18 protein-coding genes are annotated in these 21,921 nt (G+C 64.2%); 3 read left to right on the forward strand and 15 right to left on the reverse strand.

The window, feature by feature from the left end:
• Positions 1 to 108: 108 nt before the first annotated feature.
• From AC0L2H_RS05110 to AC0L2H_RS05180, 15 genes are all read right to left on the reverse strand, one after another.
• On the reverse strand, positions 109 to 522 hold the full coding sequence (locus AC0L2H_RS05110; RefSeq protein ID WP_473589186.1) for a PIN domain-containing protein: 414 nt from the start codon (positions 520 to 522) through the stop codon (positions 109 to 111).
• Positions 519 to 767 carry a type II toxin-antitoxin system VapB family antitoxin gene (locus tag AC0L2H_RS05115; protein ID WP_473589187.1) on the reverse strand — a complete coding sequence of 83 codons (249 nt, stop codon included), beginning with the start codon at positions 765 to 767 and terminating at the stop codon, positions 519 to 521. Before AC0L2H_RS05115 ends, AC0L2H_RS05110 begins: the two co-directional genes overlap by 4 nt.
• A gap of 115 nt (positions 768 to 882) precedes the next feature.
• Positions 883 to 1,164 carry a cupin domain-containing protein gene (locus AC0L2H_RS05120; RefSeq protein WP_473589188.1) on the reverse strand — a complete coding sequence of 94 codons (282 nt, stop codon included), beginning with the start codon at positions 1,162 to 1,164 and terminating at the stop codon, positions 883 to 885.
• Positions 1,165 to 1,293: 129 nt separating this feature from the next.
• On the reverse strand, positions 1,294 to 1,617 hold the full coding sequence (trxA, locus tag AC0L2H_RS05125) for a thioredoxin (protein ID WP_008872778.1): 324 nt from the start codon (positions 1,615 to 1,617) through the stop codon (positions 1,294 to 1,296).
• Between the two features lie 73 nt (positions 1,618 to 1,690).
• Positions 1,691 to 5,203, reverse strand: a complete 3,513-nt coding sequence (gene addA / locus AC0L2H_RS05130) for a double-strand break repair helicase AddA (protein ID WP_473589189.1) — start codon at positions 5,201 to 5,203, stop codon at positions 1,691 to 1,693.
• A complete protein-coding gene (addB, locus tag AC0L2H_RS05135) occupies positions 5,200 to 8,322 on the reverse strand; it encodes a double-strand break repair protein AddB (protein ID WP_473589190.1) in 3,123 nt (1,040 codons plus the stop codon). Before addB ends, addA begins: the two co-directional genes overlap by 4 nt.
• A complete protein-coding gene (locus AC0L2H_RS05140; protein WP_473589466.1) occupies positions 8,319 to 9,044 on the reverse strand; it encodes a nucleotidyltransferase family protein in 726 nt (241 codons plus the stop codon). Before AC0L2H_RS05140 ends, addB begins: the two co-directional genes overlap by 4 nt.
• 20 nt (positions 9,045 to 9,064) lie before the next feature.
• On the reverse strand, positions 9,065 to 10,576 hold the full coding sequence (gene tsaE / locus AC0L2H_RS05145) for a tRNA (adenosine(37)-N6)-threonylcarbamoyltransferase complex ATPase subunit type 1 TsaE (protein WP_473589191.1): 1,512 nt from the start codon (positions 10,574 to 10,576) through the stop codon (positions 9,065 to 9,067).
• An 8-nt stretch (positions 10,577 to 10,584) separates the two neighbouring features.
• A complete protein-coding gene (locus AC0L2H_RS05150) occupies positions 10,585 to 13,143 on the reverse strand; it encodes a sensor histidine kinase (protein ID WP_473589192.1) in 2,559 nt (852 codons plus the stop codon).
• Between the two features lie 187 nt (positions 13,144 to 13,330).
• Positions 13,331 to 14,731, reverse strand: coding sequence for an adenosylhomocysteinase (gene ahcY, locus AC0L2H_RS05155; RefSeq protein ID WP_107649037.1), 1,401 nt, complete (start codon positions 14,729 to 14,731; stop codon positions 13,331 to 13,333).
• Between the two features lie 170 nt (positions 14,732 to 14,901).
• Positions 14,902 to 15,198 (reverse strand): HPr family phosphocarrier protein, encoded by a 297-nt coding sequence (locus AC0L2H_RS05160; protein WP_473589193.1) that lies wholly within the window; start codon positions 15,196 to 15,198, stop codon positions 14,902 to 14,904.
• A complete protein-coding gene (locus AC0L2H_RS05165; protein WP_006325638.1) occupies positions 15,195 to 15,596 on the reverse strand; it encodes a PTS sugar transporter subunit IIA in 402 nt (133 codons plus the stop codon). The genes AC0L2H_RS05160 and AC0L2H_RS05165 overlap by 4 nt, the downstream gene beginning before the upstream one ends.
• A gap of 164 nt (positions 15,597 to 15,760) precedes the next feature.
• Positions 15,761 to 16,207, reverse strand: coding sequence for an HPr kinase/phosphorylase (locus AC0L2H_RS05170; RefSeq protein ID WP_473589194.1), 447 nt, complete (start codon positions 16,205 to 16,207; stop codon positions 15,761 to 15,763).
• A gap of 3 nt (positions 16,208 to 16,210) precedes the next feature.
• A complete protein-coding gene (locus tag AC0L2H_RS05175) occupies positions 16,211 to 17,995 on the reverse strand; it encodes a stimulus-sensing domain-containing protein (RefSeq protein WP_473589195.1) in 1,785 nt (594 codons plus the stop codon).
• Between the two features lie 137 nt (positions 17,996 to 18,132).
• Positions 18,133 to 18,834: a response regulator transcription factor gene (locus AC0L2H_RS05180; protein ID WP_081609615.1), complete on the reverse strand. Its 702-nt coding sequence runs from the start codon at positions 18,832 to 18,834 to the stop codon at positions 18,133 to 18,135.
• A gap of 319 nt (positions 18,835 to 19,153) precedes the next feature.
• Here AC0L2H_RS05180 and AC0L2H_RS05185 point away from each other — a divergent pair, with 319 nt between their 5' ends.
• The 3 genes from AC0L2H_RS05185 to lysM all read left to right on the forward strand — a co-directional run bounded on the left by AC0L2H_RS05185 (position 19,154) and on the right by lysM (position 21,898).
• Positions 19,154 to 20,764 carry a phosphoenolpyruvate carboxykinase gene (locus AC0L2H_RS05185; RefSeq protein WP_473589196.1) on the forward strand — a complete coding sequence of 537 codons (1,611 nt, stop codon included), beginning with the start codon at positions 19,154 to 19,156 and terminating at the stop codon, positions 20,762 to 20,764.
• A 118-nt stretch (positions 20,765 to 20,882) separates the two neighbouring features.
• Positions 20,883 to 21,317, forward strand: coding sequence for an alternative ribosome rescue aminoacyl-tRNA hydrolase ArfB (gene arfB / locus AC0L2H_RS05190; protein WP_107649031.1), 435 nt, complete (start codon positions 20,883 to 20,885; stop codon positions 21,315 to 21,317).
• Between the two features lie 107 nt (positions 21,318 to 21,424).
• Positions 21,425 to 21,898: a peptidoglycan-binding protein LysM gene (lysM, locus tag AC0L2H_RS05195; RefSeq protein ID WP_473589197.1), complete on the forward strand. Its 474-nt coding sequence runs from the start codon at positions 21,425 to 21,427 to the stop codon at positions 21,896 to 21,898.
• Positions 21,899 to 21,921 lie beyond the last annotated feature (23 nt).

Here is a 21,921-nt window from a genome sequence, read left to right on the forward strand (position 1 = left end):
TTCTGCGCAATGGGCTCACAGGCAACCGCTCCAAATTCAAACGGCGCTTACTTGGCAGCCCACTTCAGCTCGATCTCGATGAAAGCATATTCGCCGTCGAAAGGGCGCTCAGAAATCCCACGGTGAGATCAGCTCAAGGCCGGTGGTGCCAAAGTCACTGAGATTGCGCGTTGCCAGCCGACCGCCGTTCACGCGCGCGATCGCAGCAATCATGCCGTCGGGAGCTGACATGCCACGGCCTTGGCGCACGGCGCTTCCCATGATCTCGCCATAGGCCAGGGCAGCTTCTTCCGTCAGCCCAAAAATCCGGTCGGCAAACCGACGGCGCCACTGGGAGAGTCCCTGCTCCAAGCGATCGGCGCGCTCGTCAGGGCGTACTTTTTGGATGCCAAAGGCAATTTCAGCAATCGTCACGGTAGGAAGTGCCAGTTCAGCATCATACCGGACAAGCCAGGCGACAACGGCTGGATGCGGTGCCTTCTTGAGAGTCTCCGAAATCACGTTGGTATCGATGAAAATCAAAGATCGGGCCCTGTATGAGCTTGGCGGTCTTCGCGGATGATTTTCTCCAGATCAATGTCAGCACCGCTGCTCGCCGTCAGGCGAGCATAAAAAGAGGCAGCGGGCTCGCGGCCCGCTTCACGGATCTCATAGGATTCAAGCGCACGTTCGACCACATCGGCTATCGAACGATTTTCGCGACGAGCAAGCCTATGGGCCAGATCGCGTGCTTTTGCGCTACGCACAGACAGCTGTGGTTCGGCCATTTCAACCTCCTGCTTGCAAAAGATATACCTGTGCGCAGGCTTGCCATCAAGATGGCAGCTGACAGCTTGCCGTCCAAACTCGTACCTGTGGGACCTTTTGCCTATCCCACGGCATCTACTTCAACTCGATCTCGATGAAGGCGTATTCGCCCTCATTGGCGCTGATGACGTCATGCTCGACGCCCTCCTTGCGGAAATAGGGCGCGCCTTTCTTCATTTCGGCGAAGGATTCGCCATCCTGGGTCAGAAGCTTCAGCTTGCCGTCCATCAGCGGCACGATGACATAGTCGTGGCCGTGGCGGTGCCAGCCAGTGTTGTCGCCTGGCTGAAAGCGGTACTCGGTGACGATGACGCGTTCATTGTCGATGAAGACGGTGGCCTTGGCGGTTCCGGTCATGGGGTTCTCCTGTCTGCCTGAACAGAGGACATGGAGCGCCATGGTGCGAGGGCTAGAGCGGCCAGTCGATGGCGCCAACAAAAAGCCCGGCACGATGGCCGGGCTCCTTCGATCCGAATTTCAGGACGATCAGGCGAGATTGCCGTTGATCCAGTGCGACAGCGCCGTCTTGGGTGCAGCGCCAACCTTGATGTCGGCCCTTTCACCGCCTTTGAAGATCATCAGCGTCGGGATCGAGCGAACGCCGAACTGCGCGGCGAGCTCCGGATTCTCGTCGATGTTGAGCTTGGCAATCTTGACCTTGCCGCCGAGTTCGTTGGCGATCTCCTCGAGCGCCGGCGCGATCATCTTGCAGGGGCCGCACCACTCCGCCCAGAAATCAACCACGACCGGCTCCTTGGCGTTAAGCACGTCGGCCTGGAAATTGCTCTTGTCGACCTTGACGGTGGCCATGCGGAAATCCTTTCGATTTTTTCGTCGCACCAAATGTGGTGGTGATCGCGTCTTTGTTCAAGCAGGTGTTGTGTCACGCTGCCGTGAGTCGGGCAAGGGCATCATCCATGAGCGCGGTCGGCAGCTCGATCAGCCGCGGCGCCTCGGTGAACAGCAGCGCGGCAGCGACCTCACGTCCGGGGTAAAGCGGCTGCAGCAAGGCGCGATAGAGCGCAAGCTGGAGCACATAGGCCGGTGGGATTTCGGCAATCGTCTCCGGCGCCGGCCGATTGGTCTTGTAGTCGACGATCGACACCTTGCCTGGCATGACCGCCAGCAGATCGATCTTGCCCGAGATGGAGCGCAGCCTGCCCTTCACCTCAAGGCTGCCCATGACCGAAACCTCGGCGCGTGAGGACGGCGAGAACAACTCGCCGAAGCGGGCATCGGTGAGGATGGCGGTCACCGAGGCCAGAGCCTTGTCGCGCTCGGCGTCGGGCCATTGCGCGCCGGCGCGTTCGAGATAGCGCTTCGCCGCACCCCGGCGCTCGGCTTCCGCGATGCCGGGCAGCATCTGCAGCAATTTGTGCAGCGCCAGTCCCCGCATCACCGCAAAGCCGGGCTCCGTCTCGGCGTCCAGCACCGGCGAGCCGGTGTCGATCACGGCTTCCTTCGTCTCGTCGATCAAGGCCGAGGCGCCGGAGGGCGACAATGGCCTAGGCAGATCCTCATAGGGCGGCAAGGGCTGGAACAGCGTCTTTGGCAACGGCCTGAATTGCTGCGACTGTTGCGCCTCCCCGGTGGCTGCTTGCGCGACCGGCGGCAATTTTGTCACGTGGAAGCGATGCACGGCCTCGCCGGTGGCCGGGTGCTGCCGCTCCGTGCTTTCCGGCGCCCCGACCAGTGCGCGGCTGACGATCGAATGCCAGGTGCCGGTGTTCGGCGCCCGCTTGCCATGGTAGCCGCAGACGATCAGCCGGTCCTCGGCACGGGTCATGCCGACATAGAGCAGCCGGCGGTATTCGTCGTCGGCCAGTTCGCGGGCACGGACCGAAGCAGCGCGCGAAAAGCCATTGGCGACATCGCTGGCCGAGCGCCAGAGATAGCCCTTGCCGTCCCAGTGTTCGCCCGAGCCATCGAACGGCATCAGTCGCGGCAGATGCTGGTCGCTGAAGGGGGCCGAGCCGCCATCGACCAGGAACACCACCGGCGCCTCCAGGCCCTTGGCGGCATGCACGGTCATGACACGAACCTCGTCGCGGGTCTGATCCATCTCCCGCTTGATCTCGGGACCGGCATTCTCCAGCGTCGACAGGAAGGATTCCAGCCCCGGCAGGCCGGTCCGCTCCTCAGCCAGGCAGAAGTTCAGGAACTCGTCGAGAATGTCGCCGGCTTCCGGCCCGAGCCGTGCGATCATCTTCCTGCGCAGACCGTCGCGGGCGAGAACGGCGGCATAGAATTCGAACACCGGCTTGAACGCCGCCTCGTTCGACCATGTGTCGAGTTGGGCAATGATGGTGGCCAAGGCAGCCCCGTCACCGGCATGCTCTATGAGCGAAGCGATCAACGGGAGACCGGGCAGTCGCTCGCCCGCGAGCTTGAAAAGCATCTCTTCCGAAACGTCGAAGATCGGACTGCGCAGCACGGAGGCAAGCGACAGATCGTCCTGCGGCTGGATGAGAAAATGGCCAAGCGCGATCAGATCCTTGACCGCGATATGGCCAGGCAGGCTCAGCCGGTCGGCGCCGGCGACCGGGATGTCGCGGCGCTTCAGCGCGCGCGTCAGCGCATGGACGAAGCGATCGCGCTTGCGCACCAGCACAAGCACATCGCCGGGCCGGAGCTTCTTGCCGCGGCCTTCGACGATCTCGCCGCCGCCGATCCAGCCGGCAATGGTCACTGCTACGTTTTCGGCGACGCGCACCGCCGGCGCATGGGCGTGGTCGACGGCTTGCGTCCAGTCGTCGGGCTCGTCGACGGCATCCGCGCCGATCGACGGCCAGACCTCGACATAGCCCGGCGCGTCGGTGCGGATAGCCTGGTGGCGCAGCGGATCGGGATCGTGGCTGATGCCACGCCGCACGGCGGGATCGGCGAAGACGCGGTCGACCGCGGCAAGAACGTCGTCGCTCGAGCGAAAAGACCAGGTCAGCTTGAGATCGGCGAAGGCGGCATCGGCGTCGCGCACCTTGCCGGCAAACAGCAGCCTTGAGTCGGCGAAGGAGTCGGGCGCCGCTCCCTGAAAGGAATAGATCGACTGTTTTTCGTCGCCGACGGCAAAGATGGTGCGGTGGACCGTGTCGCGCGCGCCTTGCCCGGCAAAGAATTCTTCCGCCAGCCGCTTCACCACATCCCATTGGTCGGGGCTGGTGTCCTGTGCCTCGTCAAGCAGGATGTGGTCGATGCCCTGATCAAGCTTGTATTGCACCCAAGGGCCGGCGTCGGGCCGCGCCAGGAGATTGACCGTGCGGGTGATGAGGTCGTTGAAGTCGAGGAAACCGCGGGCACGCTTCAATTGCTCGTAGCGGGCGATCAGCCAGTCGGCGATGGTCAGCGCCGCACTTGTGCCTTCCAGCATCCGGAACAGGGCCAGCCGGTCGGAGATTTCGAGGACGGCGCCGACCGCCGCCAGATAGCGTTCCGGCAGATCCGGCAACCGGTCGAGCAGCGCCTTCTTGAATGTCTTTGCCGGCTCATAAGGAGCGCCATCCGCCCGCAGGAAGGCCTTGCCCAACAGTTGCAGCCGCCGGATCGGATCATCTTCGGCAAAGGCAAGACGGGCATAGGGCAGGATGTTGTTCAGCACGATGCGGGCGTCGGCAGCCTCGGCGGCGCGGGTGAAGGTGACGAAATAGTCCGGCAGGAAACCCGGCAACGGCCAGACGGACGCCGCGATATCCTCGGCGGTCTGGCCGGGGCGGAACCGGAACTCGTCGAACAGCGCCCGGAAGCCATCGCCACCGGCCGTGCTGATGAAGGTGCGCAACCCGTCGCGCTTGCGCACAATCTCGCCAAGCAATGCGTCGAGCCCGGCCTCGCCGCCGCGTTCGAGCACGGCGGCGAAAGCCTCTGCCAGCCCGGCGTCGCCCGCTGCCGTGCCCGAGATCATGTCGCGGCGCGCAGTGGCGAACAGCGAAGCCTCCATCTGGCTGTCGAGCATTTCGAAATGGGCCGGAATGTTGGCTTCCAGCGGGAATTGGTGCAGCACCGATTCGCAGAAGGCGTGGATCGTCTGGATCTTCAGCCCGCCCGGCGTTTCCAGCGCCTCGGCGAACAGCCGGCGCGCCCTGCGCATGGTATCGCTGTCGGGCCGCCTTCCGTCCAGCGCCTCTATCCTCGCCCCAAGCTCCGCGTCGCCAAGCGCCGTCCATTCCGAGAGTGTCGAAAACACCCGGTTCGACATGTTGGCGGCGGCGGCGCGCGTGTAGGTCAGGCACAGGATCTTCGACGGATCGGTACCCCTAAGCAGAAGCCTGATGACGCGCTGGGCCAGCACATGGGTCTTGCCCGATCCGGCATTGGCCGACACCCAGGCGGAATTCCGCGGATCGGAGGCCCTGGCCTGGCTGATGGCGGTGTCGGTCGGGATCGGATAGGCTTTCTTCACGCCTCCCCTCCCTCGTCGTCGGCATCACCACCGGCGGACCATTCGAGCACACGGGCGAGATGGTCGTAGTCGCCATCGGTCTCGCCCTCGCGAAACGGCAATGCGCGCGAGAGGTAACCGGTCGCCGGGTCGGCATAGTGGATCAGCAGCTTTTCCAGTCGCGCCCAGGCTTCCTCCGCGAGATCGGCGGCGGTTCGTGGCTTGCGGTTGTATTCGAGGATGGATTCCTCGAATACCTCGCCATTCGGCTTCAGCCTGATGAAGGCCAGTTGCGATGGCTCGCACGCACCCAGCTCCTTGAAGGCGCCGCGCCTCAGCAACGCGCCCTCCAGCGCCAATTGTGGCGACAGCAACGTGTGTGCCTGCGCCTTGGACGGCGAGGAGCCGGTCTTGTAGTCGAGAATGTCGGCCATGCCGCCGGCCAGCAGGTCGACGCGATCGGCATAGCCGGACAGCGTCACGCCGGATTGGCCGACGCCGGTTTTCTGGGCGCGCTCCTCGGCATGCCGGCGCACCACGGCATCGGCGCGGCCGCGCTCCCATTCGACGATGCCGCCGGCAAGCTTTTCGAAGCGCGGCCACCATACCGCTTCGACATCGGCCGGGAGGGCCGCTTCGGCGAAGCAGGCGCGGCCGGCGGCGATAAGGCCGGCCAGCGCCTCCGGCGCGCGCGGGTCGGCCACATCGGCCGAGAAAAGATGCAGGATGGCGTGGAACAGCGTGCCGCGTTCGGCGGCGCCCGGATCGCGGATGACCGGATCGAGCGGCATCAGGCCGAGGATCCTCCTGGCATAGATCGCGTAGGGGTCGCGGCGCAGCGTTTCGATCTCGGTGACCGAGAAATGGGTTGGCCTGACGGCCAGCGGCGGCTTCGGCTGCGGTCGCGGCGCAAAATCCTGCTTCTCGCCGGCATCTAGCGCGCGCGCCCAGGCCAGCAATTCATCCCCGCGCCGGCTAAGCGCCGTCGCATGGTCCTTGCCTATGAAGGTGAGGATGCGCTGTAGCCAGCGCGATGGCACCGCCGGCGCATCGCCGGAGCGGGCGGAGCGCGCCAGCACCACCTTCTTCGCGCCCATCGCCATCTGGAAATCATGAGCGGCAAGGCCGATGCGCCGTTCGGGCGGCTCGAGATCGATACCGCTCTTCATCAGCCGCGACATGAAGCGGTCGCTCTCCGGCTTGCGCGGCCACACGCCTTCGTTCAAGCCGCCAATGACCAGCGTGTCGACGCTCTGCAGCCGTGCTTCCAGCGCGCCCCAGATGGCGATGTTCCGGTCGGTGCCGTGCGCCGGCTTGACCGTTTCGGGCGCTATCAGCGCCTCCATCACATCAGGCCATTCGTCCGCCGCGAAGGAGAACGACACCGAGGCGGCGACCAGCCCGCGCAACAGCTCGGCGAGCTTTTCGCCGGCGTCGCCGGCATAAAGGCCGCTCAGACTGCCGTCCGCGGCGCGGCCGAGGTTTTCGAGTACGATGACGCTTGCCCTGCTCAGCGCGGCAAGATCGGTGTCGCCCTCGCCGCGAAGAGCGATCAGCGGCGCCAGCGCGGCGGCAAGGCGGACGAGCAATTCGCGGGCGCGCTCGATGCGGCGCACGGTCAGGCGCGAGAACCAGAAGGGCTGGCGCTTGTCGCCGCTCAAGCCGGCATGGCGAGCTTCGAAGAGTTCCGGCAGCGACGCGATATCGGGACGTCCGGTGCCGCCGCGCAGCGCCACCAGTTCGACGATTTCCGCGGCATGGCGGACTTCCGTTCTTTCCAGGCCAAGGCCAAGCAGCGGGTGCTTGAGCAGCGACAGCAGCGAAACCGGATCGCCGGGGCGGAAGGCGGCCTGAAGCGCTAGCCTGAGCAGGCCGGCAGCCAGCGTGTTGGCGAGCGGCGTGCCGCCGGAATCGTCGGCGACGACGCCGAAGCGCAAGAGTTCGGCCGCAACGCGCCGCGCCAGGGCGCGGTCGCCGGTGACGAGCGCGGCGCGCCGGCCGGGCTCTTCGACGGCGCGTTTGAGCGCGACGGCGATCGCCACGGCCTCGTCACGTTCGCTGGCGGCTTCGAGAAGCGTCACATCGGCGAAGGCCTCGGCGATCTCGCCTGATGTAAAGCCGAGCCGCGTCTCGGTCCACAATTCGGTGGTTTCCGCCGGCCGCAGCGCCTCGCCGACAAGGGCTGCCCGTAGCGCCTGCGGCCCTTCGGCAATTGCGATCGCCTCGACATCGCCGCGCAGCACGCCGATCTTGGCGATCAGCTTGGCTAGGCCATATTGCGGGTGGCCAAGCAGGGCCGGACGGGCGCCAGGTGCGGCAATCGCCTGGAAGGACGGCTCGTCCAGCGTCGTGTCGAGGCCGGGCAGCACGACGGCGCCGCCGGGCAGGCCGGCGATCACCGCGAGCAATTCGGCCGTGGCCGGGATCGATCCGGTGGAGCCGGCGGCGATCACCGGCCCGGACGGCGGGTTGCGCTTCAGCCGCCCCGCTTCCAGTCTGATCAGCGCATTGCGATGCGCGGCGGGGTTGGAGCGATTGCGCTCTTCCAGGATGTTCGGCCAATTGTCGGTGATGATGCCGAGGAAATCGAGCGTCACTTGCCACCAGCCAGCCAGATTGCCGGTCACCAGATCGGCAAGCCTTGACCAGTCGGTGCCCTCCGTCTCGATCTCGTCCATCAGCCGGGCCAGATCGCGCGCCAGCCAGATGGCATCGGCGGCGGAGGCCGGTACGACGATCTCCTCGTCGAAAAGGGCCGCGACATGCGCCGGCAGGCGGCGTTTCCAGGCGCGCACCAGCGGCGCCAGCAGCAGCAGGCGCTCGATCGCGGCGATCGGCGGCGCCAGATCGAGAGCGGCCGCCGCTTCGGCCTCAAATGCGGCTTCGTCCTCATCGAACTCACCGAGCGGGCGGATGACCGGCAGGATCGCCGAACGGCGGCCGAGCACATCGACGAAGACGCCGCGCAGCGCACGCGCCGCACGGCGGGTCGGCACGTAGATGGTGACATCGGCCAGCGCCAGCGGCTCGCCGTCGAAGCGAAAGCCGGGGATGAGCCGGCCCGACAGCAGGGCCTCGGCCAGCGTCGGCAGGAACGGCGCTCCGGGGGGAATCGAGAAAACGCGGCGGGAGCCGCTCATTTCAACTCGTTAAGAGCGCTGGCCGGATCGGCAAGCACGCCGGCGACCGCCGCTTCGGCGAGCGGAATGGCGTCGGGTGTGCCGACCGTGATCCAATGGCCGTGCATGGTCATGCCGAACAGGCGGCCGGCAGCAATGGCGGTATCGAAATAGACGTTGAGCGAATGCGGCCCGGCCGGCGCATCCCTGAAAAGCCTGGGATGGACGATGGCAGCGCCGGCATAGATCAGGCCCGCCGCATCGCCCCTCGAACGCCGCAGGGCGCCGTCCGGCGCCATCAGGAAATCGGTGCCGCCGCTATGTCCGGTCGCTGACTTGATATCCGCGAGCATCAGCAGAATATCCATTTTCGCCGCATCCCATGCAAGGGCAAGCCGCGCGAGATTGGATGCGCCGACGTCGATCCAGAAAGTGTCGGCATTGACGATGTAGAAGGGCGCGTTTCCCAGTTCGGGCAAGGCATGGACGATGCCGCCGGCGGAATCCAGCAGCCTTTCGCTTTCATCCGATATGACCACTTTTGGAGCGGCGCGCCCGGCGACATGCGAGACGATCTGCCCGGGGAAATAGTGGACATTGACCACGGCCTTGGCCACGCCTGCCTCGGCCAGGCTGTCGAGGCCCCAGTCGAGCAATGTCTTGCCTGATATCTTGACCAGCGGTTTCGGCATCGTATCGGTGATCGGCCGCATGCGCTTGCCAAGCCCGGCGGCAAGCACCATCGCGGTTTTGAGGTGCGCCGTCACAGCGGCCGTTCCTCCAGCAGGCCGTGCGCGACGTAGAAATCCCGCAGGCCGGCCAGCGCCGGATGCGCCAGCGCCCGCCTGAGGTAGTCGCGAATGCGCGGCAAGTGCTTGAGATAATGGGGTTTGCCGTCGCGCTTTTCGAGCCGCACGAAAATGCCGAGGATCTTCGAATTGCGCTGCGCCGCCATGATTGCATAGGTCTCGACGAACGCCTGTTCGTCGAAGCCGCCGGCGGCGCGGCGCGCCGCGATATAGGCATCGAGCGTCCGCCGCTCGATATCCGGCGATACCGTGACGCGGGCATCCATCGCCAGCGAGGCGACGTCATAGGCGGACGGGCCGATCAGTGCGTCCTGGATGTCGACGATGCCAAGGCGGTCGTGACCGGAGCGGTCGCCACGCCAGATGATGTTGGGCGAATGGAAATCGCGCAGCATCAGCGTGTATTCCTGGCCTTTCAGTCGGTCGAGTATGGCGTTCCACTCCCGGTGGTAGCCGGCACGCAAGGCGTCGCTGGCCGGGCCGCCGGTCAGCATAGGCACATACCAATCGACCAGGAGATCGGCCTCGATCATCATGGCGTCACGGTCGAAGGGCGGCACGTCGTGGAAGACGCCGGGCGCGGCCTCCATGCGATCGGGCCAGGCCTTGCCATGCATCATGGCCAACAGTTCGGCCGCCGCCGCATAGCGCTCGGCGACCGGCTGGCCATCGCTATCAAGGAACCCTTCGGCGCCGAGATGCTCAAGCAGCAAAAAGCCCTGATCGAGATCTTCGGCATGGATCTCCGGCACACTGACGCTAGCGGCCAGCAATGCCTTGTCGATGGCAACGAAGGCGGTGACGGATTGCGCGGTATGGGCGATCACCGCATAAGGCTTGCCGTTGCGGACCGGCGGCCCGAGCACCAGCCTGGGCGAGTTCATCAGGACTCGCGGCGGCAGTCCGGGCAGCGAGACGATCTCATAGGAGCGGGCCGAGGCGTCGCCGATGAAATATCGCCGTTGCGCTTCGCCCCAGCCGGCTCTTTCCAGAAAATCGCGCATGGCCAACGATCGCGCGGCGCGCTCGAAGGCGGCGCCCTGCCCCGACAGTCTGGCCAGCCGGCCGTCGCCCCGATGGACCAGTTCGACCAGGACCGAAGTCTCTGGCAGATAGTCCTCTGCACGTTCCGGCCACTCGACCAGCGCAGCGCCTTGCGCCAAAGCCTCGTCGAAGCCCAGTTCGTCGAGCTCGGACGCCGCGGACAGTCGATAGAGGTCGAAATGGTGGACGGGAACGCGCGCCTGATAACTCTGGACGAGCGTGAAGGTCGGGCTCGGCACATCGAGACCGAAATCGTCGGCCATCGCCCTGATCAGCGCCCGCGCCAAACTCGACTTGCCGGCACCGAGATCGCCTTTGAGCGCCAGCACATCGCCGGGGCGCAGCGACATGGCCAGATCCTCGCCGAGCCTTGCGGTCGCGGCCTCGTCGGCGAGAAATCGCTCCAGCACCAATCCCGCCATCGAGCGCGCTACTCGGCCGCGGCGCGGATGCCCGGCGTGTCGGGAAAGGCACAGATGACGGTAGTGCCCTTGTCCCTGCCGGTCTCGATACGGACGCTGCCGCCATGCAGTTCGACAAAACTCTTGACGATCGACAGGCCGAGGCCGGCGCCGCGGCGGCGCCCGCCATTGGCGCGCGGTTCGAAACGGCGGAAGACCGAATCGAGCAGGTCCGGCGGCATGCCGGGCCCGTCGTCGTGAACGGAGAATTCCACGCCTTCGGCAAGCTGCCGGCAGGCGAGCGTGATGGTGCTCGCCTCCGGCGCGTAATTGGCGGCGTTGCTCAACAGATTGTAGAGGATCTGGCGGATGCGGATCTCGTCGCCATGGAAGGTTTTTGGCGCGGCGGCGGCGTCGATCTTGAGCCTGATCGAATGCTCCTCCAGCCGGTCGGCGACCAGCTCGGCGGCGGCGGCGATGGTGCGGTCGATGTGAACTTCGGAGATATCGAGCTGCATGATGCCGGCGTCCACCGTCGCCAGGTCAAGGATGTCGTTGACGATGGTGAGCAGGACCGACGAAGACGAGCCGACATGCTCGACATATTCGCGCTGCTTCTGGCTCAGAGGCCCGGTCGACGGCAATGAAAGAAGCTCGGTGAAGCCGATGATGTTGGTTAGCGGCGAGCGCAGTTCATAGGAAACGTGCTGCACGAACTCGTTCTTGAGCTGGTCGGATTTCTCCAGCGCCTCGTTCCTGTCCTTCAGCGCCCGCTCGACATTGACGCTGTCGGTGACGTCGACGAAGGTCATCATCACCTGTCCGTTGGGCAGCGGGATCATCGCATAGCGCAGGACGGTGCCGTCGTTCAGCTCGGTCTGGCCATGGTGGTCGCGGCGCTCGTCGTCGAAGCCGGTGATGGCGGCGAGGAACCCGCCCCAGGGACTGTCCGCGGCCCGTCGATCACAGAGATCGCGGATCGTGGAGACGTGGACGTTTGGCTTGGCGGTGTCGGCGTCCAGTCGCCAAAGCGCTGCGAATGCCGGGTTGGACAGTCTGAGCCTGCCGTCCGGGCCGAACACAGCCACGCCTTCGGCAAGGTTGTCGAGCGTCTCGCCCTGGACCCGCACCGCGGTCTGGTAACGGCTTTCGAGATCCATCTTTTCGGTCAGGTTCTCGAACACCCAGGTGACGCCACCCTTGGGCTGCGGATTGGCGACGACGCGGATGGTCTTGCCGTCGGGCAGATGCCACCAGTGCTCCTGCGACTCGACCGCGCGATAGGCGCCGAGGAGGTTTTCCTTCCAGCGCCGCCATTCGGGCTGCTCGGCGATCTTGCCTTCGCTGCGCAGCCGATCGAGCAACAAGGCGTTGTCGGGAGCGCTGTGCAGGAAGCCGCTGTCGAGACCCCATAGCTTCTGGAACGCCTGGTTGAAGAACCGCAGTTTCTCGTCGATGTCGAAAATCGCCACGGCGGTGTTGAGCTGATCGAGCGTGTCGGCATGGCTCCGCACGGTCCGTTCATATTCGCCGCGGATCGCTTCGATGGCGCTGGTGTCGCAGGCAATACCCGCCGAACCGTCGGCGCCGGCGAAGTCGGTGACAGTGAACACGCGCCGGTCGCCCTCGATGACGGTGGAAAGCGTCTGCTCGAAGACAGGACGCGACTTGTGCTGCGCGGCGATCGCATCGCGCGCCTGGCCGCCCAGGAATTCCTTGGCATCGCGGACGGCGGCCTCGGCGCTCTGCGCCTCGACGGCCTTGGCATAGGCTCGGTTGACCCATTTCAGCCGGCCATCGGTGGTGCGCAGCCATGACGGCATGTTGAGCGCGTCGAGAAGGCCTATCATGGTGTCGTAGTCAGCGGCGAGGCGCTGGTTCTCGATCTTCAGCCTGGCCTCGCTGCGCTGTGTTTCCGACAGCGAGACGAAGCGCACAAGCACATGTGCCGCGCTCTTGCGCCCCTGCACCTGAAGCGGCGCGCCGACCAGGGATTCGATGACGAGATCGAAGGGCTTGGCCTTATCGCGCAAGGCGGCCACGGCATGTTCGAGCGCCGCCGCCGAACGCGGCATCAGCCAGCGGCCGAAGGCAAGGAAAGCGGCCCGGTCTTCCGGGGCGCCGCTCTCAAGCGGCAATGCGCCGATGATTTCAGGCTTCTTGTTTTCCGAGGTCCATACGATCACACGCTGGTCGCGCGTGTTGAGCAATGCCTCGGAACGCTGCAGCGCCGCGTTGACATCCGCGATGCGGGATCTCAGTTCGAGGTTCTCCGCCGAGGTGCGTGCCCGCTGGCGGATCAGAACGATGGCCGAAAGCAGCGCGGCGCCCATGACGCCGACGAACACGGCGAGCTGTATGACCTCGACCGTGCTGACCGGCAGCACGGCCTTGCGCACGCCAGCGGTTTCAGCATGCGCCGCGAAACCGAGCAACGACCCGGCAAGCGCGGAGGAAGAAAGCAATTTCGCGAGGCGGATGCCAGCGCGCCATAGGCCGCCGCCTTCGGCAGCGGAGCCCGTGATACTCGAATCGTTACGGCCGCCGGAAACGGCCTGTCCCGCGCAAGGCGGGTAATCCCCCGGCATGTCTTGGTCCTCTTCGCCGCCTGAATGCAAGACCGGCCTGATCGTGTGCGTCGGCCCTCGTCCCCGGACCGCGAATCAGCACCATAGCGCTTGCGCGAATCGGCGTGAAGAATCAATCGGCGCAAAAATAAGCCGGGCGAAAAGTCAATCGCCCGGCATCAATATCTAGTGGTAATTTGCGCTGTGGTTAATAGCGGTAGTGTTCCGGCTTGAAAGGTCCCTGCGGGGTCACGCCGATATAGGCGGCCTGTTCGCCCGACAGTTCGGTGAGGCGGGCGCCGAGCTTGTCGAGATGCAGGCGCGCGACCTTCTCATCGAGATGCTTGGGCAGGACATAGACCTGGTTCTCGTACTGGCCGGGCTTGGTGTAGAGCTCGATCTGCGCCAGCACCTGGTTGGTGAAGGACGCCGACATGACGAAGCTCGGATGGCCGGTGGCGTTGCCGAGGTTGAGCAGGCGGCCTTCCGACAGAAGGATCATCCGCTTGCCGTCCGGGAAGGTGATCAGGTCGACCTGCGGCTTGATGTTGGTCCACTTCAGATTGCGTAGCGACGCCACCTGGATCTCATTGTCGAAGTGGCCGATATTGCCGACGATCGCCATGTCCTTGAACGACCGCATGTGGTCGAGCGTGACGACGTCCTTGTTGCCGGTGGTGGTGATGACGATGTCGGCGGTCGGGGCCGCATCTTCGAGCGTGACGACTTCGAAGCCGTCCATCGCCGCCTGCAACGCGCAGATCGGATCGACTTCGGTGACCTTGACGCGGGCGCCGGCGCCCTTCAGCGACGCCGAGGAGCCCTTGCCGACGTCGCCATAGCCGCAGACGACCGCAACCTTGCCGGCCATCATCGTGTCGGTGCCGCGGCGAATGCCGTCGACCAGCGATTCCTTGCAGCCATATTTGTTGTCGAATTTCGACTTGGTCACGCTATCGTTGACGTTGATGGCCGGAAACGGCAGCAAGCCCTTCTTCTGCAACTGGTAGAGCCGGTTGACGCCGGTCGTCGTCTCTTCGGTGACGCCGCGGATCGCTTCCTTCTGCTTGGTGAAGAAGCCTGGCGAGGCCTTCATGCGCTTCTTGATCTGCGCAAACAGGATTTCTTCCTCCTCGCTGCCCGGATTGGACAGCACGTCCTCGCCGGCCTCGGCACGGGCGCCGATCAGGATGTACATGGTGGCGTCGCCGCCATCGTCCAGGATCATGTTGGAGGTGCCGCCATCGGCCCACTGGAAGATCTTGTCGGTGTAGACCCAATAGTCCTCGAGCGTCTCACCCTTGACCGCGAAGACCGGAATGCCAGCCTCGGCAATGGCCGCGGCCGCGTGGTCCTGCGTCGAGAAAATGTTGCAGGAGGCCCAGCGGATATCGGCGCCGAGCGCCTTCAGCGTTTCGATCAGCACCGCCGTCTGGATGGTCATATGCAGCGAGCCGGTGATGCGCGCGCCCTTCAGCGGCTTCGCCTTGCCGAACTCCTCGCGGCAGGCCATCAGACCCGGCATTTCGGTTTCGGCGATCTCGATTTCCTTGCGGCCCCAGCCGGCAAGCGAAATGTCGGCGACCACATAGTCCTTGCTACCCGTCATGGCAGTGCTCCGATCAAGAATTGTTTTACGGATGCGCCCGCCCCGGAAGGCGTCGAAGGGCGCGAAGTGCCGGCCTGACTAGCAGATCGCCGGTCGCACGACAATGGGATATAAAGAAATCTTTATCCGTGCATGTCTTCGCAATTAAAGAACGCGCGGCGCTCCAGGCTTCAGGAGTCCTCGCCGAAGCGGGATGCGACCAATTGCTCCAGCGCGTCGATGACCTCCGCGGCCTGTGGGCCGCTGGCGGTGACGCGGATCGAGAAGCCGGGGCTCGCGGCCAGCATCATCAAGCCCATGATCGAGGTGCCGCCGACCTTGACCCCGTCCTTCTCGACATGGACCGCGGCATTGAAGCCGCTGGCGACCTGAACGAATTTCGCCGAGGCACGGGCATGCAGGCCGCGCTGGTTGACGATCGGAAAGTCGCGGACGATCTCATCCTTTTCCGACGACAACGCGTTCATTTGCTGCTCAGGAGCTGGCTGGCGACGTTGATGTATTTGCGGCCGGCGGCCTGGGCCTCATCGAGCGCGGCGGTCATGTTGTCGCCCTTGCGGATGCTGGACAGCTTGATCAGCATCGGCAGGTTCATGCCGGCAATGACCTCGGTACGGCCGGACTCCATCACCGAAATGGCAAGATTGGAAGGCGTGCCGCCGAACATGTCGGTCAAAACGATGACGCCCGCTCCGGTGTCGACGCGGGCAACGGCATCGACAATGTCGCGGCGGCGCTGCTCCATATCGTCTTCGGCGCCGATCGCGACGGTCTCGAAATTGTCTTGTGGCCCGACGACATGTTCCACGGCATGGCGGAACTCGGCGGCCAGTTGACCGTGCGTTACAAGCACGAGTCCGATCATGCGTTGGTGGCTCCCGTCATCGCCGCTTCACAGGCGCATTTTATGCTCGCCGGCCATTCCAGGCGGCGGGAGCGCTATCTTGTCGACGCGAGGCGCGTTGACAAGCCCAAAATTGCGCCAGCCCGAGCCATTTTGACGCATTGCAGCAAAAAATCGAAACCGGATCATAAAAAGGGCGCGATGGAGAGCCGCGCCATCACCGCCGGCAAGGCCGCTGGAACATTGCGCTCGGCAAGATCGACGCGCGGCACCGGGCAGCCTGCCACCGGCTCGCTGATTTCCTCCTGGAAACGGGCCATTTCCGCCTTCGGCACCAGCCGGACATGCAGGTCGATCACGCCAACCGGTTCGAACGGCAGCGGGCGCGGCATGAACCCCGGCACTTCGACGAGACCGGAGATAGCCGCCGGCACGCGACAGACCAGCCGTCCGGCGTGGGCCACGGCAAGTAGCCTATCGTCGCCGATCAGCCGCGAAAACAGCCCCCGCGCGCGGCAATGGTCCAGGAGTGTCAGCGCCAGCGTTGTCTTGCCGGCGCCGGACGGTCCGGTGATGAGGACGCCGCGCTCGCCGATCAGCAGCGCCGTGCCGTGAATGTTTTCAGCCTGCACAGGTCAGCCTTCGGCCGGCAGCGTGACGACGAAGCGCGCGCCCTTGATCTCGCCGGGCTTGGTGCCCGGGATGTTCTCGGCGGTCAGCGTACCGCCATGGGCTTCGACGATCTGCCTGGATATAGACAGGCCAAGGCCTGAATTCTGGCCGAACGCCTCGCCGGCCGGCCGGTCTGTGTAGAAACGCTCGAAGATGCGCTCGATATTGTCGGCCCGGATGCCGGGACCATTGTCGTCGATGGTGACGATATTGACCTTGCCGGCACGCTCCAGCAAAATGGCGATGTGGCCGCGTTCCTCGGGCACGAAGGAGCGGGCATTCTCGATCAGATTGGTGATGACCTGGCCGATCCGCAGATCATGGCCGGTGACGAAATAGCCCTTGACGCCCTGCGGCAGCTTGGCGACCTTGAGTTCGATCTCGACGGACTTCTTGTTTCGCGTGGTTTCGCGCGAGACGGCGACGAGGTCGGTGATGAATTTCTTCAGGTCGACCGTTCCCGCGTCCTCCCGCGCCAGCTCTGCGTCCAGGCGGGAGGCATCGGAAATATCGGTGATGAGACGGTCCAGGCGACGCACATCATGCTGGATGATCTCCATCAGCCGGCCGCGCGAATTGTCGTTCTTGGCCAGCGGCAAGGTTTCCACCGCGCTGCGCAGCGAGGTGAGCGGATTCTTCAGCTCATGCGAGACGTCGGCCGCGAAACTCTCGATCGCCTCGATACGGGCATAGAGCGCGTTGGTCATATCGCGCACGGCGATCGACAGATTGCCGATCTCGTCCTGGCGGTCGGAAAAGTCGGGGATTTCCTCGCGGTTCTTGACGCCGCGCCGCACCCTAACCGCCGCCGCCGACAGCCGGCGCAGCGGATTGGCGATGGTCGAAGCCAAAAGCATCGACAGGATGGCGGTAACCAGCGCCGCAATGCCGAACACACGCAGGATCGCCTTGCGCTCGGCCGCGACGATCTTGTCGATGTCGCCGCCTTCGGTCGACAGCATCAGCACGCCAAGCACGGCGCGGAAGCGCTGGATCGGCACGGCGACCGAAACGATCTGCTCGCCCTGTTCGGAAATCCGCACAATGGTCGACGGGCTGCCGGTGAGCGCCTTGACCACCTCCGGAAATGCCGCGCCATTGCCGCCCGGCTGCTCGTGGTAGACCGGCAATGCGGTGTTGCGGAAGAAGTCGAAGACGAATTTCTGGATGCGCTCGACAAGGTCGGGCTCTTCCTCCTCGACCGGCGGCAGGTCGTAGCGAAGGATCTGGCCACGCGAATAGAGATGGCGGGAATCGAGCAACAGATTGGCATCGCGGTCGTAGATGCGGGCACGCGTACGCGTCGGCGAGATCAACCGCCTGAGCACGGGCGCGACGCGCTCCGGATTGATCGGAAAATCCAGATTGTCGAGCTGGTCGGAGCCGGGGCCAAGGCTTTCACCGGCTTGCAGTTCGAGCAGCTTTTCCGGGTCGATGCTGATCGAATCCGTCTCGACCGTGGCCGAGGCGGCGATCGCGCCGGCGATGATCTCGCCCTGCGTCATCAGGCTCTCGACCCGGGCATCGATCAGCCCGTCGCGGAAGGTATTGAGGTAGAGAATGCCGGTGACCAGCACGGCCAGGCCGGCGAGGTTGAGAAAGAGGATGCGCCGCGTCAGGCTGGAAAAAATATGGTGGCCGAGGAACCGGCGCATCGGCACTGTGATTTTCGACAGGAATGCGGGCAGAATCCGCGACGGGCGCCTGGCAGCGCCCGCCCGTCTTACTCGCTCTACGTCCACTGCCATCGAATAGCAGTCCCTGCTTGGTAATTAGTGAGTAGTGGGTAGGAATAGAGGAAGGCTGGCGCTCGCGGCGATGCATGAGTGGCTGCTCACACCATTCAAAACTGACTACCGACTATTCCCTACTGCCTACTGCCTGTTCACGCTTCGCGGAACCGGTATCCGACTCCGTAAAGGGTTTCAATCATCTCGAAGTCGTCATCGACGGCCTTGAACTTCTTGCGCAGCCGCTTGATGTGGCTGTCGATGGTGCGGTCGTCGACATAGACCTGTTCATCATAGGCCGAATCCATCAGCGCATCACGGCTTTTTACCACGCCGGGACGCTGGGCCAGCGAATGCAGGATCAGGAATTCGGTGACGGTCAGTGTCACCGGCTCGCCTTTCCAGGTGCAGGTATGGCGCTCCTGGTCCATGACAAGCTGGCCGCGCTCGAGCGAGCGGGCCTGCTGATTGGGCGTCTTGGCCGCCGCCTCGCGGGCGCTGGCCCGGCGCAGCACGGCGCGGACCCGCTCGACCAGAAGACGCTGCGAGAAGGGTTTCCGGATGAAGTCGTCGGCGCCCATCTTGAGGCCGAAAAGCTCGTCGATCTCGTCGTCCTTGGAGGTCAGGAAGATCACCGGCAGGTCGGATTTCTGACGCATCCGGCGCAAGAGTTCCATGCCGTCCATGCGTGGCATCTTGATGTCGAGGATGGCGAGATTCGGCGGACGCGCCGCCAGGCCTTCCAGCGCCGACGCCCCATCCGTGTAGGTCTCGACGCGATATCCCTCCGACTCAAGGGCGATCGACACCGACGTCAGAATATTGCGGTCGTCGTCGACAAGCGCGATTGTTGCCATTTCAAGCGGCTCCCTCATGAGCTGTCCCTTCTTTAGGTGGGAAGGGGCTTTTGCAGGACAAATTAGGTACAAAATGTGGCATAGGCTTTGTTCGCTGTCACCAGCGGCCACAGGCGCACCTCGATATGGATTGGACGAACAAGGGTCGCCAATCCTTTGGGCAACCGCCTGGTTTTTTGCACATATAAACGATTTAAACAACTTTCAAATTTTTTAAATCGATTAATGATTTGATATCATTCGGTTTTTCTGGTTCTGACCGTTTTAGGTGCCGGAAATTCGGCGGTCAGGACGCGGCAAAATCGAAGGGGAAGACTTGATGTCGGAAGCCGGCAAACGCAATTCCGCATACGCGATCGATCGGATCGGCCTGAGTACCACTGGCATTGTGCGCTACAATTTCGAGGCGCCCGCGCTTTATGAGGAAGCAATCCGCCGTGGCGAGGTCCGGCTCACCGCGCACGGCGCGCTCGTCGCCGAGACCGGGCAGCACACCGGCCGCTCGCCCAAGGACAAATTCATCGTGCGCGACGGCGCCACCGAGCAGCATGTGTGGTGGGACAACAACAAGGCGCTTTCGCCGGCCCAGTTCGAGACGCTGCTTGCCGATTTCCGCGCGCATGCGGCGGACAAGGACCTTTATGTGCAGGATCTGGTCGGCGGCGCCGACGAGGACCTGAAACTGCCGACCAGGGTCATCACGGAGCTTGCCTGGCACTCGCTGTTCATCCGCAACCTTTTGATCCGCCCGGAGACCGCCGCGCTCGAGCATTTCGTGCCCGACATGACGATCATCGACCTGCCGTCGTTCCGCGCCGACCCGGCCCGCCACGGCACCCGCACCGAAACGGTGATCGCCGTCGACCTCTCGCGCATGATCGTGCTGATCGGCGGCACTTCCTATGCCGGCGAAATGAAGAAGTCGGTGTTCACCGTGCTCAACTATCTGTTGCCGGCGAAAGGCGTGATGCCGATGCATTGCTCGGCCAATGAAGGCGCCGACGGCAACGCAGCCGTTTTCTTCGGCCTGTCGGGAACCGGCAAGACGACGCTGTCGGCCGACCCTTCGCGTGTGCTGGTAGGCGACGACGAGCACGGCTGGGGTCCGCACGGCATCTTCAATTTCGAAGGGGGCTGCTATGCCAAGACGATAAAGCTTTCGGCGGAGGCGGAGCCAGAAATCTTCGCCACGACCCAGCGCTTCGGCACCGTGCTTGAGAATGTCGTGCTCGACGCGGCCCGCGTGCCGGATTTCGACGACGGCAGGCTGACCGAGAATACGCGCTGCGCCTATCCGCTCGACTTCATCGCCAATGCCAGCAGGACGGGGCGCGCCAGCCACCCGAAGAACATCATCATGCTGACCGCCGACGCCTTCGGCGTGATGCCGCCGATCGCGCGGCTGACACCGGCGCAGGCGATGTATCATTTCCTCTCCGGCTATACCGCCAAGGTGGCTGGAACCGAAAAGGGCGTGACCGAACCCGAAGCGACGTTTTCGACCTGTTTCGGCGCACCGTTCATGCCGCGCCATCCGTCGGAATACGGCAATCTGCTGCGCGAGCTGATCGCCCGCCACGGCGTCGACTGCTGGCTGGTCAACACCGGCTGGACCGGCGGCGCCTACGGCACCGGCAAGCGGATGCCGATCAAGGCAACGCGGGCGCTGCTTGCCGCCGCCCTCAACGGCTCGCTGAAGACGGCCGATTTCCGCACCGACGCCAACTTTGGCTTCGAAGTGCCAGTGTCGGTCGCCGGCGTCGATTCCGCCATCCTCGATCCGAGATCGACCTGGACCGATACGTCGGCCTATGACCGGCAGGCGGCCAGGCTGGTGGGCATGTTCGCCGTCAATTTCGAGAAATTCGAGATCCATGTCGACGCCACGGTGCTGGGAGCGGCGCCGCGCCTGCAGGAAGCCGCCGAGTAAAGCTCTTCGGGCAGGCTGAAAGCATCGCAAAGGCCCGACCCGAGGTCGGAAAGGCCCGAAGGCCCTACCTTGGGGATGGGGCCTTTTCTTTTTTCATTTGCCGCGCCATGACTGCGGCATGAACGACGACAAGATCATCATTGCCGACGATGCGGTGATCCATCCGGGTGACCTGCACGAAGACTTCATTCGCTCATCCGGCCCGGGCGGCCAGAACGTCAACAAGGTAGCGACGGCGGTGCAGTTGCGCTTCGATGCGGCCAATGCGCCGGGCCTGTCGGAGCGCGTGCGCGCGCGGACCATAAAGCTTGCCGGCCAGCGCGCCACCAAGGACGGCGTCATCGTCATCGAGGCCGGGCGTTTTCGCACGCAGGAGCAGAATCGGGCTGATGCACGGTCGAGGCTGACGGCGCTTGTGGCCAAGGCGGCCGAACCGCCGCCGCCGCCGCGCAAGAAGACCAAGCCGTCGAAAGGCGCGGTCGAACGCCGCCTCAAGACGAAAGCCGGACGGTCGACGGTGAAAAAACTGCGCGGTCGCATCGCTGACGATTAGAATGCACAAGGCAGGCTCCAGCCAGGTCGTTTGCGCGGTCGAAACAACTTCCAATTCAAGGTTGCAAATGGCAAGTTCGATGTCGGCCACAGCAAGGGAGACCACAGATGGGCATGTTTGATTTCGTCAAGGGCGTCGGCAAGAAGCTCGGCTTCGGCGGCGATGAGGCTGAGCCGACCGCCGATACGCTGAAGAAGGAACTCGATTCGCACGATCTCGGCACCGACAATGTGGAAGTGGTCGTCAAGGGCGACACGGCCGTGCTGAAGGGCGTGGTCAAGGACCAGTCGATCTTCGAAAAGGCGGTCATCGCCGTCGGCAACACGCTCGGCGTGTCCAAGGTGCAGGCTGACGAGTTGCAGGTTGCCACGCCGGAAGCCGGCGCGCCCGCAACGCCGGCCAAGGAGCCGACCTTTTATACGGTCAAGAAAGGCGACAACCTCTGGAAGATCGCCGAGAAGAGCTACGGCAAGGGCAAGGGCGCGAAGAACAACATCATCTTCGAGGCCAACAGGCCGATGCTGACCCATCCCGACAAGATCTATCCGGGGCAGGTTCTGCGGATACCCGACCTCGACTAAGGTATGTCGATATTCAGGTGAGG

It is taken from the genome of Mesorhizobium sp. WSM4871, assembly GCF_055811295.1.

Bases quoted from the DNA above. Each gene is read 5' to 3' on its own strand.
- AC0L2H_RS05115 (WP_473589187.1), bottom strand. From the start codon at position 767: ATGGCCGAACCACAGCTGTCTGTGCGTAGCGCAAAAGCACGCGATCTG.
- AC0L2H_RS05120 (WP_473589188.1), bottom strand. From the start codon at position 1,164: ATGACCGGAACCGCCAAGGCCACCGTCTTCATCGACAATGAACGCGTC.
- trxA (WP_008872778.1), bottom strand. From the start codon at position 1,617: ATGGCCACCGTCAAGGTCGACAAGAGCAATTTCCAGGCCGACGTGCTT.
- addB (WP_473589190.1), bottom strand. From the start codon at position 8,322: ATGAGCGGCTCCCGCCGCGTTTTCTCGATTCCCCCCGGAGCGCCGTTC.
- AC0L2H_RS05140 (WP_473589466.1), bottom strand. From the start codon at position 9,044: ATGGTGCTTGCCGCCGGGCTTGGCAAGCGCATGCGGCCGATCACCGAT.
- tsaE (WP_473589191.1), bottom strand. From the start codon at position 10,576: ATGGCGGGATTGGTGCTGGAGCGATTTCTCGCCGACGAGGCCGCGACC.
- AC0L2H_RS05150 (WP_473589192.1), bottom strand. From the start codon at position 13,143: ATGCCGGGGGATTACCCGCCTTGCGCGGGACAGGCCGTTTCCGGCGGC.
- ahcY (WP_107649037.1), bottom strand. From the start codon at position 14,731: ATGACGGGTAGCAAGGACTATGTGGTCGCCGACATTTCGCTTGCCGGC.
- AC0L2H_RS05160 (WP_473589193.1), bottom strand. From the start codon at position 15,198: ATGAACGCGTTGTCGTCGGAAAAGGATGAGATCGTCCGCGACTTTCCG.
- AC0L2H_RS05165 (WP_006325638.1), bottom strand. From the start codon at position 15,596: ATGATCGGACTCGTGCTTGTAACGCACGGTCAACTGGCCGCCGAGTTC.
- AC0L2H_RS05175 (WP_473589195.1), bottom strand. From the start codon at position 17,995: ATGGCAGTGGACGTAGAGCGAGTAAGACGGGCGGGCGCTGCCAGGCGC.
- AC0L2H_RS05180 (WP_081609615.1), bottom strand. From the start codon at position 18,834: ATGGCAACAATCGCGCTTGTCGACGACGACCGCAATATTCTGACGTCG.
- AC0L2H_RS05185 (WP_473589196.1), top strand. From the start codon at position 19,154: ATGTCGGAAGCCGGCAAACGCAATTCCGCATACGCGATCGATCGGATC.
- arfB (WP_107649031.1), top strand. From the start codon at position 20,883: ATGAACGACGACAAGATCATCATTGCCGACGATGCGGTGATCCATCCG.
- lysM (WP_473589197.1), top strand. From the start codon at position 21,425: ATGGGCATGTTTGATTTCGTCAAGGGCGTCGGCAAGAAGCTCGGCTTC.